We start from the raw sequence: 14,729 nt of genomic DNA on the forward strand, positions 1-14,729 counted from the left end.
GGGGCCTGTCGGGGTGTGTAATGTGGCTCAATGTACACGATTACATACAGTCGCAGTCGCAATCAAAGGGGATCTCGCATGCACGCTCAACGAAAGCCGCTTGTCACTCGCAGAATGCTCGCAACGCTCGTCGCGCTCTCCGCGACGGCGACGCTCGCCGCGTGTTCCAGCTCAGCGCCGGGCGGGGCATCCGGTCCCGAGGGCGAAGCTGACCTGGCTCCGGTTAGCCTGTCGCTGGATTGGAACTCGTACGTCGCCTACCATGCCCCCTTCGTGCTCGCACAGGAGAACGGGATCTGGGCAGAGCATGGCCTCAGCGTTCAGCACACGATGCCAGGGGGATCCGGTGACGCGCTACTCGAGGTCGGCACCGCTAAGACTGACCTAGCCTGGGCAGACCTCTCCACATCGGTGGCGTCAATGCTGCAGGATGTGCCGGTTACGGCCGTCGCGAAGGTGCAGGATCGAAACGCGAGCGGCCTCACTGTCTTAGAGGGAACCAAACTCGACAGCGCGGAAGACGTAAAGGGCATGCGCATCGGCTCAACGCCAGGAGGCTCCGACTCGACGCTCATCGGTGCCTTTCTGCGAGCCAACAACATCTCCGAGAACGATGTGCAGATTGTGAGCTTGCCAGCAAACGGAAAGTTCGCCGCACTCATGACGGGCGAGGTCGATGCCATTAGCGGACAGGTCTACTACTACATCAGCAATGCCGCGGGTCAAGGCGCAACTGCGGAGGGCATGTCCTATTCAGACCTGGGTCTCGACGTGCTCGATCACGGCTTCGTGGCGGGCAACGACTTTCTGGAGCGTGAACCGGAAACCATTACGAGCTTCCTCGCTGCGTACCGGGAGGCACTCGCGCTCACGATAGCCGACCCCGCGGCGGCCTGCGCTGTGTTGTCGGGGAAATCTGAGGGTGCACTGCTGCAAGCGGACTGCGAAGCGCAGCTCGACGGCTGGCTCCCGTTGGTAGGAGACCCGAGCGAGCCTGGCTGGGGCGAGAGTACCGAAGCAGAGTGGGCGAGTACTGTCGCGATCCTCACCGAATTCGGCGGCGCCGACGGCGAACGCGAGACGGCAACGATGTTCACGAACGAGGTGCTCCCCAATGACTGAGGTACAGCGAACCCCGATCGCAGTGACGTGCGAGCACGTGAGTAAACGCTACGCCGGTCGCGCTACCGAAGTGGTTGCGCTGAGCGATGTCACGATGAACGTTCGGCCCGGAGAATTTGTCTCGCTGCTGGGGCCGAGTGGCTGTGGAAAAACAACGCTGCTGCGCCTCATCGCAGGGCTCGAGCAGGCGAGCGAGGGGAGTGTTCGGATCGACGGCGAGGGTGTGGTCGAAGCTCACCCCGAGCTTGGCGTCGTGTTTCAGAGCGACCTACTGATGCCATGGCGCACCGTGCTCGACAACGTCCTGTTGCAAGTAGAGGTGCGTGGGCAGAAGAACCCAGAGTCGATTCGGCGCGCTGAGGCCCTGCTCGAGCAGGTGGGGTTGCAAGATTTCGCGCACAGTTACCCCCACGAACTCTCGGGCGGAATGAAGCAACGCGTTGGCATCTGCCGGGCGCTGTTGCATCAGCCCCGTCTGCTCCTCATGGACGAACCCTTCGCTGCACTGGACGCGATGACTCGCGACCAAATCTCCGTTGAGCTCTCCGAGCTGGCGGCCAAGGCCGGCACAACCATCGTGTTTGTCACTCACTCCATCCCCGAGGCGGTCTTCCTTTCAGACCGGATCTACGTCATGTCCGCACGCCCGGGACGCATTGCCGCGGAAGTTGCCATCGACGAGCAACAGCCGCGGCAACTGCATCACAGGCAGCACCCGGCGTTCGTTTCAAAGGTCGCCGAGGTAACGGCGCTGTTCGAGTCCCTCGGTGTGCTTCGCGACAACACCCAGCAACCAGTGGAGGCGTAGACAGATGTCCAAACAAATGGAATCCACCGTGGCGGTGTCCCTGCGGCACGCCGACAGCGGGAAGCGGCGCGGCCGTTCTAACGGCACAACGCACTGGCTTGCGCGAATGCCGTGGATCGCGCCAGTACTCACACTCGTGGCCCTCGTGATTGTGTGGGAGGTTGGGGTGAGGAGCTCGGGAGTCCCACGCTTCCTGCTCCCGGCCCCAAGCGCGGTTGCGCAGTCAATGGTCGAGAACTGGGACCTCCTCATGCGGCACGCCGGGGTGACGCTGCTCGAAACACTGATCGGGTTCGCGCTGAGTGTGGTGGTCGGCATTGCCCTCGCGATTGTCATGGTGATGTGGCCGCTCGCCGGCGCAGCCATGTTTCCGATCTTGGTCGCATCGCAGGTGATTCCAAAGGTCGCCATCGCGCCACTGATGGTGGTCTGGATCGGTACGGGAGTCACCACAGCATCACTCATCGCATTCGTGATGGCGTTCTTTCCCGTGGTGGTCAACGCCACTTTGGGGATGAAGTCCGTCGACGCTTCTTCTATTGATCTCCTCAACTCGATGCGGGCAAGCAAGTGGCAGGTCTTTCGCTACCTGCGCTTCCCAAGCGCGATTCCCCACATCTTGACGGGCCTCCAGCTCGCCGTAGCGTTCGCGATCGTCGGCGCCATCGTCGGGGAATTCGTTGGAAGCGATTCCGGTCTCGGATACCTCCTCATTGTCGCCCAGGGAAACCTCCGAACCGAGTTGCTCTTCGCGGACCTCGTTGTGCTCACCGCGATGGGCTTGATCCTCTACTACGGAGTCGAGCTGCTGGGGCGGCTCTTCCTCAGAAACCGACAGGGGCGTCGCTAACTCCGGTTGGCTGGCCCTGATTTGAAAGGACGTACATGCACGAGCAAGCACAGGCCGGGAGTCTGCAATCCCTTGACAGCACATTCGGGTCCATTATTCGAGGCGAAGAGCGGGTCGGTGGCACGACGGAGGAGCTGATTGACCCGGCGACAGGTGAATCCTGGGGTTCGGTGTCGTGGGACGGTAGCTTCGCTTCCGAGGCTGTCGAGGCGGCGCGCCTGAACTTCGCTGGGCGAAGCTGGGCTGACTGGTCGCGCACAGAGCGTGCCGACCTGTTCGACGCAATCTCGCGCGGCATCGAGTCTCGGGCAGACGAGCTGGCAGAACTGGAAACCAGGGCAAACGGCAAACCGGTCGCAGCAACGAAGGCTGAGGTGCTCGCCGGCGTGCGATGGTGGCAGTATTACTCTGCCCTCCTGCGCGGGCTCCGTGAGTCACACTTTCGGAATTCGAACACTAAGCACACCTTGATTGAACACGAGCCGGTGGGGGTTGTGTGCCTCATCACGCCCTTCAATGGTGCCTTCTCGCTCGGCACGTGGAAGCTTGCTCCCGCCCTGGCCGCTGGCAACTCGGTTATTGTGAAGCCCCCACTCACTTCCCCTGGCTCCACGCTCCTGCTTCTCGAGATCCTCACCGACGCAGGGCTCCCAAGCGACGTAGTACAGGTCGTGCAGGGCGGTGCAGAGGTGGGGAATGCGCTCGTGCAGCATCCGGGCATCGACATGGTGTCGTTTACCGGGAGCACGGCTGCGGCGCAGCGGGTTGGCGCTGCGGTTAGCGGCAGGCTTGCCAAGTTCGTTGCAGAGGCGGGAGGCAAGTCAGCGCACATCGTGTTTGAGGACGCCGATATTGAGGAGGCGGTGACCGCGGTAATTCAGGGAGTCTTCTCCGGCTCCGGGCAAACCTGCGTCGCTGGCTCCCGCGTGCTGGTGCAGCGCGGCATCGCGGCGGAATTCAGTGCCGCTCTCGTGGCTCGCGTGCAGCAGTTGCGCGTTGGCGACCCGCGCGATCCTGCGACGCATCTCGGGCCGATAGCGACGCAGCAGCAGTTGGAACGAATCCAGGAGATGCTCCGCCAGGCGGCGGACGAGGGAATTGAAACGCTTTCCGGCGGCTCGGCGCCGGGAGATCTCGCGGCGCCACTCAGAAGCGGGTATTGGCTCGCGCCCACCGTGCTTCGGAGCACGCAGGGGGCAGAGACGATCTGGCGAGAAGAGGTCTTCGGTCCCGTGCTCACGCTCGTGGAGTTCGCGGATGAGGAGGCGGCGGTCGAGCTGGCCAATGACTCCGAGTTCGGGCTGGCAGCAGGATTCTGGACCCAGGATGCTCGCCGCATCGCGCGAGTATCGCGGCGGCTCCAGGCAGGAACGGTCTGGGTTAACTGCTACCGCGGAATGGATTGGGAAACGCCCTTCGGTGGGTTCAAGCAATCGGGCCTTGGCCGGGAAAACGGCATTGAGGGGCTCCGCGAATTTCAGCAGGTGAAGGCAATCGTTATGGACAGCGGGCGCGCGGCAGACCCATTCGGGATCCGCTAACTCGCACCATGCTCAACACAAAAGGAGAACGTAAAGTGAATACGACTGTCGGACAGGGCCAGGCGAGCCCAGCAATCATTGTGGATTGCCTCCAGTACAGCAAGCCGTCTCGAGAGCGCTTCCTCGAGTGGCAAGCTGGCCGTGTGGGCTGTGTGCATGTCACGCTCGCCGTGTGGGAGACCGCGAGGGAAACGCTCAGCGTCATCGGCCAGTGGAACGACTTGTTTGCAGAGAATGCTGACCTGGTTGCGCTCGCACGCACAGCGGAGGAGATCCAGGCCATCGCGGCCTCGGGTCGGACCGCCGTCGTGTTTGGGTTCCAGAACACCGCACCGCTCGAGGACGACATTCGACTGGTGCAGGTCTTCCACGACCTGGGCGTGCGCATCGTGCAGCTCACCTACAACACGCAAAACAGCATTGCCGCTGGCTGCTGGGAGAACGAGGACAGCGGCCTGTCCACCCACGTCGGCAGGCAGTTCGTGCGAGAACTGAACCAGGTGGGGATGCTGATCGACCTGTCGCACTGCTCGGAGCGGACCTGCCTGGACACGATCGAGGCAAGCAGTGCGCCGGTAGCGGTCACGCATGCCAACCCGATTGAATTTGTCGGGTCAGAAGTTGAGTTGGGGCGTCGCCCGAAATCAACCGAGGTCCTCAACGCGCTCGTCGCGCGGGGCGGCGTCGTGGGGCTCAGCCCGTACGTGAGGATGCTCAAGAACGGTATCCACACCACTGAGCAGGAATTCGTCGACATGATCTCCTGGAGCGTCGACAAGTTTGGTGCGGAACACGTTGCGCTCGGGACCGACTTCTATACGGGATACGGGATCGAAGCCGTGAAGTGGTGGCGGATGGGGCGTTGGGGCAGGGAAAGCCCGTTCCCCATCGATGAGCAGGCTCCCGTGGTCGAATGGCCGGCATGGTTTACGTCGCCAGAGGCATTCCCGTCGATGGTTGCGGCGATGGAGAAATCTGGCTTCGGCACCACCGAACTCGACCTGGTACTCGGGGGCAACTGGATCCGTCTGTTCGGCGAGGTGTTTGATCGGCAGACACCGTGACGCGTGATGCGGTAGTAATCGGTGGCGGGCATAACGGGCTCGTCGCCGCGAACTATCTCGCGTTGGCTGGCTGGCGGGTCACCGTGGTGGAGCAGCGGCCGTCGCTCGGCGGCGTAGTCGGGCGATATGAGTACTTCCCGGGGTTTACCTCATCAGTGACGAACTCGCCGGGGTCGTTCGAGGGGACAGTGCTTGAGGAGCTGCAACTGCAGCGCTACGGGTTGCGGTTCCATAAGCCGGATGTGACCCTGCTGCATCCGATGGGGGACTCGCTGTTCGTCGGATGGCGGGATCAAGACGAGGTGAAGCGTCAACTCGACTCCTATGCGACTGGTGAATACGCGAGGCAGCGAAACCTCATCGCGCGGTTGGACGCGCTGGGTGCTGCTGCAGGGCTTTCTCTGTGGCGGCGGCCAGAATCACTCGGCACGGTGCTTGAAGGAATCGAAAGCCCATGGCGTTCGGAATTTGAGCGCGACATTGTGCACGGTTCGTTGCGTGAGCTTCTCGACTCCGCGCTCGAGTCCGACGAAGCGAAAAGCCTCATGATGATGCTCGCCCTGAATGGGCAGCTGGTATCCCCTGACGCGGCCGGTTCAGCGTTTGGCTTGCTATTGCGCCCCATCGCTCGCGCGTCGAGCAGCATTGACCCAATGGGAAACGGCAGCTCCCCGCTGCGAGGATCTGTCGGGCTACCCCAGGGGTCGATGTCGGCCATTATTGACGCGCTGGTTGCTTCGGCGCGCGCGCACGGCGTCGAGTTCAAGCTAGGAAGCGGCGTGCGCGAGCTCGACACAAACGAGGATGGGCGGATTGTCGGGGTCCGGCTTGAGTCGGGTGAGCGCATCACCGGGATGGATGCCACGATCGCTGCCGTAGAGCCCTCGCGGCTTGCTGGCATGTTGCCCGCTGATTGGCGCCCAGAGGTGGATCGGCCGGCCCCGCCGAAGGGGTCGGCGTTCAAGCTCGCCCTCGCCCTTGACCGGTTGCCAGAGATCGGCAACGCGCCACAGGAGGTGCCGCTGCAAACACTGCTCGAAGCGCAGTTCAGGATCGGACCGAGCACCGACTACATCACGCGAGCCGTCGAAGACGGTATCGCGGGGGCGCCTTCTCAACGCCCAATTATTTGGGGGCTGATCCCGAGCCTAAGTTCTCCAGGCATCGCGCCGGAGGGAAAGCACTTGATGAGCCTGAACGTCTGGCACGCGCCGCACGCGCTTGGCGAGACATACTGGCGCGACAATGGTGCGGCGTTCGCTGATCAGTGCATCGCGCAGGTCGAGAACGCCTTTCCCGGGCTCAGGAACTGCATCGTCGACAGGAGATGGCTTGGCCCGCACGACCTCGAAGCGGAGTTTGGCTTGACGGCGAGCAACATCACCCACGGCGACATGCTGCCAGCGGACATGCTCAACAGCCGCCCTGGTCGGGCCTTCACGGAGGCACTGGAAGGGTCAGGTGTCGTTCTCGGGGGTGCTGGCGCTTGGCCGGGCGGCTACGTCACAGGAATTCCGGGCCGCAACTCAGCTGCACGGGTACTCAACATGGATAGGGAATTTGCACGATGAGCGAGATGAACGAGTTTTTGGTGAACATTCAGATCGAGTGGCCGCGCGATCTCTCAGAGGAGAAGATTGCGCAGCTCTCGGTCGACGAACGTCAGATGGCTGCCGAGTTGGCCGCAGCCGGAACGCTTGTACGAATGTGGCGGGTGCCAGGGCGGAGGGAGAACTGGGGGCTGTGGCGTGCGCGTGACGCAACTCAGATGCACCAGATCATCAGTGACCTCCCCGTGTGGCCGTACATGACTGTGAGCGTGCATCCCCTCGCGCAGCACCCCGTTGACCCCGTCTACACTTGAACACAATGAAGCAAGTGGGCGTAGTCGACATCGCACGCGAGGCGGGAGTGTCCACCGCAACCGTCTCGCGTGTGTTGAACGGCGCGGAATCGGTGACCGGGGCCACACGCGAGCATGTGCTCGAGGTTGTGGCGCGGCTGGGATATACGCCGAACGCGTTCGCGGCGAGCCTTCGCAAGGGACGCAACGACGCGATAGGTATCGCTGTTGCGAGCATCTCTCAGCCCTGGCACGTGAAGCTCATCCGGGAGCTACGGCGCGCCATTCGCGAACAGGGCTTCACCACCATCGTTTACGATCTTGAACACTCGGAATCAGTGCTCATCGAGCACACGGAGAGCGCCAGGCGGCTGCGGCTCGCTGGGATGGTGCTCGCCACCGGTGACCGCATCGACGGCGACGAAGTGCGCGCTGCGCTTGACCGGATGGCCGGAACGGTCCCGCTCGTGGTGATCGGCCAGGAACTTCCTGGTGCCGGGTGGACGACTGTGGCGTTTGATGATGTCGCGGCATCTGAGCAGGCGATTCTCGAGCTCCTCGGGAGACGCCCAAAGCCCGTGCTCTTTCTGGGCGAGGCAGCCTCCTCGTATCTCAGCGAGGAACGTCGCATCGGCGTGGAACGGGCCCTCTCACAGTTCCCCGATCTGCTGGCTGGATCGGAGTTGGTGGCTCTCGACGCGGGCATGGATTTCTCTGTTGGTTACCGTGAAGTCCAGGCAAGGGCGGGAGCGCTGGCAAGGTTCGGGACCATTTTCTGTGTCAACGACGAGCTCGCTCTCGGAGCCTGCAGAGCGCTGAGCGAGCTTGGGGTGCGTGTGCCGGAGGACATGATGGTGATCGGCTATGGCGACGTCGATATGCTCCCGTATCTCACCCCTTCACTCTCATCGCTCAGCGGCGACGTTGGTGGTGTTGCTGAGCGCGTCGTGCGGGCCCTCCTTGCCCGTATCGAAGGCGGACACGTAGACGTTGGCCCGAAACTCCAGCGCAAGATTGTGCACAGGGAGTCCACTGGCGGCTGAGCGCCCTGTGATGCTCGGGTTAACTGTTGACCCGCTGTGAGCGTCTATCGCCGGGCGGCAGGGATTGCTAGCGTGGTGCCATGAGCACACAACTTACGAAGGCTCAGCGCCTCTCCGAACTGCACGCAGCCCCCGAAATTCTTCGCGTCGTCAACGTGTGGGATGCGATTTCCACGAAGGCCGTCGTTGACCTGCCAGAGACGCGCGCAATCGCGACCGCTGGGCACTCCATCGCGGCGACCTTCGGGTACCCCGACGGGGAGATCCCGCTTGAGCTGACGCTCGACATGATCGGGCGCATCGTTGAGGCCGCAGGTGACCTGCCGGTGAGTGCCGACCTCGACGCAGGTTACGGCGATGCTGGCGAGACCGTGCGCCGTGCGATCGGCAAGGGCGCTGTCGGCGCGAACGTTGAGGATCGCCTGAAGCCGCTTGCCGAGTTCGTTGCCGACGTGGAGGCAATGGTCGCCGCGGGTGAGTCCGAGGGCGTGCCCTTCGTGCTGAACGCTCGCACTGACGCGCTCGTGCGCGGGGGTGACAGGCCGCTCGACGAATCCATCGCTGACGCTATCGAGCGTGGCCGCGCCTACCTCGCGGCCGGCGCAGACATCGTGTTTGTGCCAGGTGTGCTCGACGCTGACACCACGCGCAAGCTCGTCGCGGGCATCGGCGAACGCAAGATCAGCGTGATCGGCCTCCCCGGTGCGCTCACCGCGCGCGAGTACGAGGAGCTGGGCGTCGCCCGTATCTCCTACGGCCCGATGACGCAGCGGGTCGCGCTCACCGCGTTCCAGGATCTCGCGAGTGATCTTTACCGCGACGGTGCCATCCCCGCCACGGTGCGCGAACTGAACTGAGGCCAGCGCCGCGCACGCCGCACACGCCGCGCAGAGCGCTGAGTGCCGCCGCTCTAGCCGCGCGAGCGTGCCGCCTGCGGTAGCGCCCTGAGTGTAGGCCGTCGGAAGAGCGCGAGCAGGGTGACTGCGCAGAGCACTATCGCCCCGGCAAACCACGCGATTGCCGCAGGCAGACCGATAACGTCGGCAACTCTACCGAGGGCCATCACGGGGAGCGAGTTCGCGAGAAACAGCAGGCACAGGAATATCGCGGTGTACCTACGACGCTGGTGCTGCGGAGCTGTGCCGTTCACAATAGCGAGCGTGGAGACGAAAACGAGCCCAAGGCCTGCGCCAGAGAAGATCGCGCCGATGCCGAGGACAACCGGATGCTGCACGAAGAAGGACAGGCTTGTGGCCGTGGCGCCCAATGCGAGGCTTCCGAGTCCCGCCGTCAGGTTGCGGCGGTCGTCGAGGTAGAACGCACCGACCTCAGCGGCGCAGGCGAACGCGAACAGGACCGCAACCGTTCCGCCCGTGACAAGAAAGCTGCTCGTCGTGAGTAGCTCGCCAGCGTAGCTCGGTCCGACCGCCAAAAACGTCGCTCCGAGGGCCCAGGCGGCCATGACCGACACGCAGCACATGGTGAAGAGCGGGGCGGACCACTGGAAGGCCAATGGTGCGGTGTGCCCGGCCAGCTGCGCGTGGGCTGGCCGGGTCACGGTCGAGCGGAATATCAGGAGCAGCACGAGCACGACGACGGTCACGCCAATATGAACCATGAAGGCGAGGCGCGTCGGCCGCGCGGTGAACTCCGCCAGCACCCCGGAGCCCAGCGCGCCTGCGGCCAGGCCTGCGGCAACGGAAACAGCGGTGGCAACGGAGGCGCGACGGGAATCCCTTCGGGGCTCGAGCCGGAGTGCCGCGTTGGTGGCGGCGGCATTCACGAGCCCGACGGCGACGCCCTGTAGCCCCCTACCCGCGACGAGCAGTCCAGGCGTCGACGCCCACATGAATACCGTGCTCGCAAGAACGCAGGCGGTCAGGCCGGAAACGAGCAGGTACCACTCCGCGTGAGCTCCCGCGGCGCTCAGCCTCGAGCCGACGAGCAACGCCGGGATGAGCGTGATCGCGTAGACGCCGAAGATGACGCTCTGCATCCCAATCGAGAACCTCATTTCAGCGCGCCAGACGTCGTACAGTGGCGAGGGAATGGCGGCCAACGCCAACGCGGTGAAGACCGTCAGTAGGGTGAGCCAGTACCCCAGCGGGGCGGTGTGTTTCGGCGGGTGAGCCATGGTGTCCTCGTTCGAAACGTGAGCGGATGGCAGCGTGCAACTGGTGGCCGGAGCGGGCGGGAAGCCGCACCCGCGACCCGGGGCGCTTGGGAGCCATTGTGCCCCTCCACGATCGCCCCCGCAGCTGCGACTACGCTTAGAATCATGCACCCCAACGAAACACGCGCGTGGAACCGGTTCTACGCCAAGGGCACCCCGGTCGACATTGAACCGGTGACCGGGTCGCTCGTCGACCTGCTTGATGAGCGCGTCGCGCAGTGGTCCGATCGCGACGCGATCAGCTTCTTCGGCCGCACCGTCACCTACCGCGAGCTCGGCGAGCGGGTCGCCCGCGTCGCGCAGGGCCTCGCCGACCTCGGGGTCGGCGCGGGGGATCGCGTCGCGCTCATCATGCCGAACGCGCCCCAGCACGTCGTCGCGTTCTACGCCGTGCTGCGGCTCGGCGCGATCGTCGTTGAGCACAACCCGCTGTACACGCGCGGCGAGCTCGAGACGCAGTTCCGCGACCACGGGGCGGAGGTCGTGATCGCCTGGGACAAGATGGTTCCGACGGTGCAATCGCTTCCACAGGAGCTCGGGATCCGCACCATCGTCGCCGTCGATGTGACGCGCGCGATGCCGTTCGCGACCCGCGCGGCCCTGCGCCTCCCGATCGCGAAGGCGCGGGCCTCGCGCGAGAAGCTCACCGGCCCGACGACTGGCGCGATCCAGTTCGCCGAGCTCGAGAAGGCGCGGCCGCTCGCCGCGAGCCACCCGCGCCCCGGCCGCGACGACATTGCCTGCCTGCAGTACACCTCTGGCACGACGGGCACCCCGAAGGGTGCGATGATCTCGCACGGCAACCTGTGGGCGAACGCCCGGCAGGGTGCAGCCTGGATGCCCGACTTCACCCGCGGCGAGGGAAGCATTTACGGGCTGCTGCCCATGTTCCACTCGTTCGGCGTGCTGCTCTCAATCATCTACTCGATCGAGACGGGCTCGCGCGCGGTGCTCTTCCCCACCTTCGACCCCGAGCTCGTGTCGCAGGCCGCGAAGCGCTTCCCGCCGACGTTCGTGCCAGCGGTGCCGCCGATGTTTGACCGGCTCGCCCGCGTCGCCCGCGACGGCAAGCTCGACCTCACGGGCGTCGTCTACGCGATCTCCGGTGCGATGACGCTCACCCCAGCGGTCGTGAAGCGCTGGGAGGCGCTCGCGGGCAGCATGCTCAACGAGGGCTACGGCCTCACCGAGACGAGCCCCGTTGCCCTCGCGAACCCCTTCAGCGACGCCAGGCGCATTGGCGCGATCGGCATCCCGTTCCCCTCGACGGACATCCGCGTCGTCGACCCCGAGGAGCCGACCCGCGAGGTCGCCCTCGGCGAGGTCGGGGAGCTGCTCATCGCCGGCCCGCAGGTGTTCCAGGGCTACTGGAACCGGCCAGACGAGACCGCGGCGGCCCTCCTTGACGGCGGCTGGCTGCGCACGGGCGATCTCGTCGTGCAGGATGACGACGGTTTCGTCACCGTTGTGGATCGCAAGAAGGAACTCATCATCACGGGCGGCTTCAACGTCTCCCCGAGCGAGGTCGAGCGGGTCGTGAACACGGTTCCTGGCGTCGCGGAGTCCGCGGTCGTCGGCATCGCCCGCGGCGGGGGTGCTGAGGTGGTGACCGCTGTTGTCGTGCTCGACGACGGTGCTTCGTTCGACGAGGACGCAGCGCGTGAGGCCGCCCGCGAGCAGCTCGCGGAGTTCAAGCGTCCGAGCAGCTACCTCGTGTGGGAGGAGCTGCCGAAGTCACTCATCGGCAAGGTGCTCCGCCGCACGGTGCGGGACACCCTCGTCGCCGATCGCACCGCGGTCCGCGCGCCAGCGGTGGATCCGGAGGCATAGGAGCCACACCCGCCCGCGCCCCGGGCGCGCACGGCCACTCAAGCACTGCACCCCGCCCGGTATCGGGCGGGGTGCAGTGCTTGGCGCAATCGCTGGCGCTGCGTGTGCTTAGGAATCGAAGATGTCGCCGAGGAATTCGAATGGGCTCTTCTTCTTGCGGGCGCGGGGGTCGCCGTAGCCGCTGCGCCCGCGGTCGTCGTAGCGCGGCTTTGCGTCGCGGGCATCGTAGCCGCGTCGCTCATCGTAGCCGCGCTCGCCGTAGCCGTATGGCTGCGGCGGCACCGGTTGCTGGTACTGGCCAGCGACCGGGGGAGCTGCCTGCGGAACGACCGGCGGCTGCGGTGCCTGCGGGGCCTGGTGCTGGGGAGCCTGCTGGGGAGCCTGCTGGGCAGTGAACGCCTCCGCTTCCGCCTGGGCGCGCTCAAGGATCTTGTCGAGCTCGCCGCGGTCGAGCCAGATGCCGCGGCACTGTGGGCAATAGTCGATTTCGATTCCCTGTCGCTCACTCATGAGCAGGGTGGTTCCGTCACTAGGGCAGTTCATGTTTCTTACATTAGGGTTCCCGATGCGGCGGGGCCTGTGACACCCGCATTTCAGGGCGTGTTCTCAGCCAGCGCCGCGGGGGACGGCAAGGCGGCTATGCCCACCCGACCACTAACCTGGCGGCTTCAGCGGGAATCGTCGGGTCGACGCCGGTGAGTTCGGCGAACCTGCGGAGTCGATTGGACAGGGTGTTGCGGTGGCAGAAGAGCTCGGCGGCTGATTCCGCGACGCTACCGGTCGCGAGGTAGCTGCGCGCCGCCTCCTCGAGGCGTACGCGCTCCGCCGGGCCGCAAGCATCGAGTGCGCCGCGCACGTCGGCAAGGATGGAATTTCCTGAGCTGAGCAGGTGCCCTGCCGCGAGGCGCGCCCACCCGCGCCTCCAGGTCATAGCCCCGGTCTCGCCCGCGGCGAGAAGCCTGCTGAGGTCCCGAGCGGTGAGCGCCGCGGCCCGGAGCTCGCCGACGCCGTCTGCCTGCCCGACCCCGACGCGCAGCGAGAAGAGGTCCTGAGCGAGGTGCTCGGTGCGCGTCCCTGGCAGGCGGGTGTCCCTGCGAAACATGATGAGCGCGTCGCCGAGGTGGTGAGTGAACACCGCGTCGCCTGCGCGGTCGAACTCTGCGATGAGTACCCGCAGGGCTGGGATGTCTTCGCCCGTCGCCGCGGCGACCGCGAGCGGGGCGGTGAAGGGGAGCCCGAGGTCGGCAGCGATGCGGGTGAGTTGCTCGGTGCTCGGTGCGGGGTCTTGAAACACGGTGGCGATGAGGCCGCGCCGAACCGAGGCCTCCGCGTCGCGCATCCGCTGGCGTTCAGCGACGTAGGCCGACTGGGTCTGGGTAGCGAATGCCTCGACGGTGGAGAGCACGTTCCCGGTGTGGCGGACGATGAGTTCGGCGTCGCTCGCACGTGCGATGCGCGTGAGTGACTCCCACAGCACGGTGAAATCCTGCCGGATCGCGGTCACGAGCGCGTCGATCGCGACCCCGGAACGTGCGCGGGAGACGCCGATCTCGTGCGCGATGGCGATCGCGCCAGGCTCCTCGTCAGAGGCGAGCTCGTCGAGGAGTGCGCGGAAGGTGAGTCGCCCCGTGCGGCGGAGCTCACCGAGCGGCACGGGTGAAGGATCGTAGCCGGGGATGAGAGCGACCCGGGTGAGGAAGGTTTCGGTGAGCTCGTCGGGGTTGAGCTCGTTAATGAGTCGCTGCCATCGCCGGTGGTCTCCCGCGACTGGGGTGGCGAGGAGCGTGCGCTCTGGCGAGTCGACCATGGCACCAGTTTATGTGCAAATGCACAATAATCACCGGTTTTCGGTGGCAAAACTGAGCTTTTCGCGGGCGTCTACCCTGCAAAGCTAGATGGGTTGCGCCTCGCAGCGAGCGGCCATGGTCGGTCGGAGCTGCGGCGGCGCGTGCCACGGCGGCGTGCTCGCCTGTGACGGAATTTCTGTACCTTGGACCAAGGAGGGTCATACGGCATGAATATGGTGATTGGATTCGGGGGCATAGCGCTCTTCTTGCTCCTCACAATCGTGGTGATGGAACGCGGAAAGAAGCGTGACGCGAGCTTCAGCGACTACGCGACTGCCGGCAGGTCGTTTGGCCCGTTCTACGGCACCATGGCATTCATCAACACCTTCCTCCCGGGGACCGTGTTCATTTCGTTCGCCGGGCTCGCAGCGCTCAGCGGCATCGTCGGCTATTACCTGCTCGCGTACGCACTGCTCGGCGTGCTACTCATGCTCGCGCTGTCAAAGCCGGTGTTCCGCTGGGGCAAGCGCTTCAATCTCGGCACACAGTCAGACCTGCTTGCGCTGCGCTACCGCTCACGCTCCGTACGGGTCGTCGCATCGGTCATCGGCATCGTATCGACGATCCCGTGGATCGTGCTCGGCCTGCAGTCGCTCGCGCTCGTCTTC

At 65.0% G+C, this 14,729-nt stretch carries 14 protein-coding genes; 11 read left to right on the forward strand and 3 right to left on the reverse strand.

What is annotated here, in order from left to right:
- Positions 1–78: 78 nt before the first annotated feature.
- The 9 genes from SD72_RS10035 to SD72_RS10075 all read left to right on the forward strand — a co-directional run bounded on the left by SD72_RS10035 (position 79) and on the right by SD72_RS10075 (position 9,128).
- Positions 79–1,122 (forward strand): ABC transporter substrate-binding protein, encoded by a 1,044-nt coding sequence (locus SD72_RS10035; RefSeq protein WP_198141932.1) that lies wholly within the window; start codon positions 79–81, stop codon positions 1,120–1,122.
- Positions 1,115–1,930: an ABC transporter ATP-binding protein gene (locus SD72_RS10040; protein ID WP_042544314.1), complete on the forward strand. Its 816-nt coding sequence runs from the start codon at positions 1,115–1,117 to the stop codon at positions 1,928–1,930. Before SD72_RS10035 ends, SD72_RS10040 begins: the two co-directional genes overlap by 8 nt.
- Positions 1,931–1,934: 4 nt before the next feature.
- Positions 1,935–2,780, forward strand: coding sequence for an ABC transporter permease (locus SD72_RS10045; protein ID WP_084767103.1), 846 nt, complete (start codon positions 1,935–1,937; stop codon positions 2,778–2,780).
- A 35-nt stretch (positions 2,781–2,815) separates the two neighbouring features.
- Positions 2,816–4,321, forward strand: a complete 1,506-nt coding sequence (locus SD72_RS10050) for an aldehyde dehydrogenase family protein (RefSeq protein ID WP_042544315.1) — start codon at positions 2,816–2,818, stop codon at positions 4,319–4,321.
- A gap of 35 nt (positions 4,322–4,356) precedes the next feature.
- The gene (locus SD72_RS10055; protein WP_232299719.1) at positions 4,357–5,385 is read left to right on the forward strand and encodes a membrane dipeptidase; all 1,029 of its coding nucleotides are present in this window, start codon (positions 4,357–4,359) and stop codon (positions 5,383–5,385) included.
- Positions 5,382–6,956: a phytoene desaturase family protein gene (locus SD72_RS10060; protein WP_042544316.1), complete on the forward strand. Its 1,575-nt coding sequence runs from the start codon at positions 5,382–5,384 to the stop codon at positions 6,954–6,956. The genes SD72_RS10055 and SD72_RS10060 overlap by 4 nt, the downstream gene beginning before the upstream one ends.
- On the forward strand, positions 6,953–7,249 hold the full coding sequence (locus SD72_RS10065) for a muconolactone Delta-isomerase (protein WP_198141933.1): 297 nt from the start codon (positions 6,953–6,955) through the stop codon (positions 7,247–7,249). The genes SD72_RS10060 and SD72_RS10065 overlap by 4 nt, the downstream gene beginning before the upstream one ends.
- A gap of 5 nt (positions 7,250–7,254) precedes the next feature.
- A complete protein-coding gene (locus SD72_RS10070) occupies positions 7,255–8,271 on the forward strand; it encodes a LacI family DNA-binding transcriptional regulator (protein ID WP_084767107.1) in 1,017 nt (338 codons plus the stop codon).
- Between the two features lie 80 nt (positions 8,272–8,351).
- Positions 8,352–9,128: an isocitrate lyase/PEP mutase family protein gene (locus tag SD72_RS10075; RefSeq protein WP_042544318.1), complete on the forward strand. Its 777-nt coding sequence runs from the start codon at positions 8,352–8,354 to the stop codon at positions 9,126–9,128.
- A 53-nt stretch (positions 9,129–9,181) separates the two neighbouring features.
- Here the strand turns inward: SD72_RS10075 and SD72_RS10080 are convergent, their stop codons facing one another.
- Positions 9,182–10,405: an MFS transporter gene (locus SD72_RS10080; protein WP_042544319.1), complete on the reverse strand. Its 1,224-nt coding sequence runs from the start codon at positions 10,403–10,405 to the stop codon at positions 9,182–9,184.
- A 144-nt stretch (positions 10,406–10,549) separates the two neighbouring features.
- Here SD72_RS10080 and SD72_RS10085 point away from each other — a divergent pair, with 144 nt between their 5' ends.
- Positions 10,550–12,274: a long-chain-fatty-acid--CoA ligase gene (locus tag SD72_RS10085; protein WP_042544320.1), complete on the forward strand. Its 1,725-nt coding sequence runs from the start codon at positions 10,550–10,552 to the stop codon at positions 12,272–12,274.
- Between the two features lie 108 nt (positions 12,275–12,382).
- Here the strand turns inward: SD72_RS10085 and SD72_RS10090 are convergent, their stop codons facing one another.
- Both SD72_RS10090 and SD72_RS10095 read right to left on the reverse strand, forming a co-directional pair.
- Complete coding sequence (locus SD72_RS10090; RefSeq protein WP_042544321.1) at positions 12,383–12,817, reverse strand: TFIIB-type zinc ribbon-containing protein; 435 nt, start codon at positions 12,815–12,817, stop codon at positions 12,383–12,385.
- Positions 12,818–12,911: 94 nt separating this feature from the next.
- Positions 12,912–14,081, reverse strand: coding sequence for a PucR family transcriptional regulator (locus SD72_RS10095; protein WP_042544322.1), 1,170 nt, complete (start codon positions 14,079–14,081; stop codon positions 12,912–12,914).
- A gap of 207 nt (positions 14,082–14,288) precedes the next feature.
- Here SD72_RS10095 and SD72_RS10100 point away from each other — a divergent pair.
- The coding region (locus SD72_RS10100) for a sodium:solute symporter family transporter (protein WP_420038425.1) at positions 14,289–14,729 on the forward strand (441 nt) is incomplete at its 3' end.

The sequence above is a fragment of the Leucobacter komagatae genome (genome assembly GCF_000834055.1).
GTDB classification, from domain to species: domain Bacteria; phylum Actinomycetota; class Actinomycetes; order Actinomycetales; family Microbacteriaceae; genus Leucobacter; species Leucobacter komagatae_A.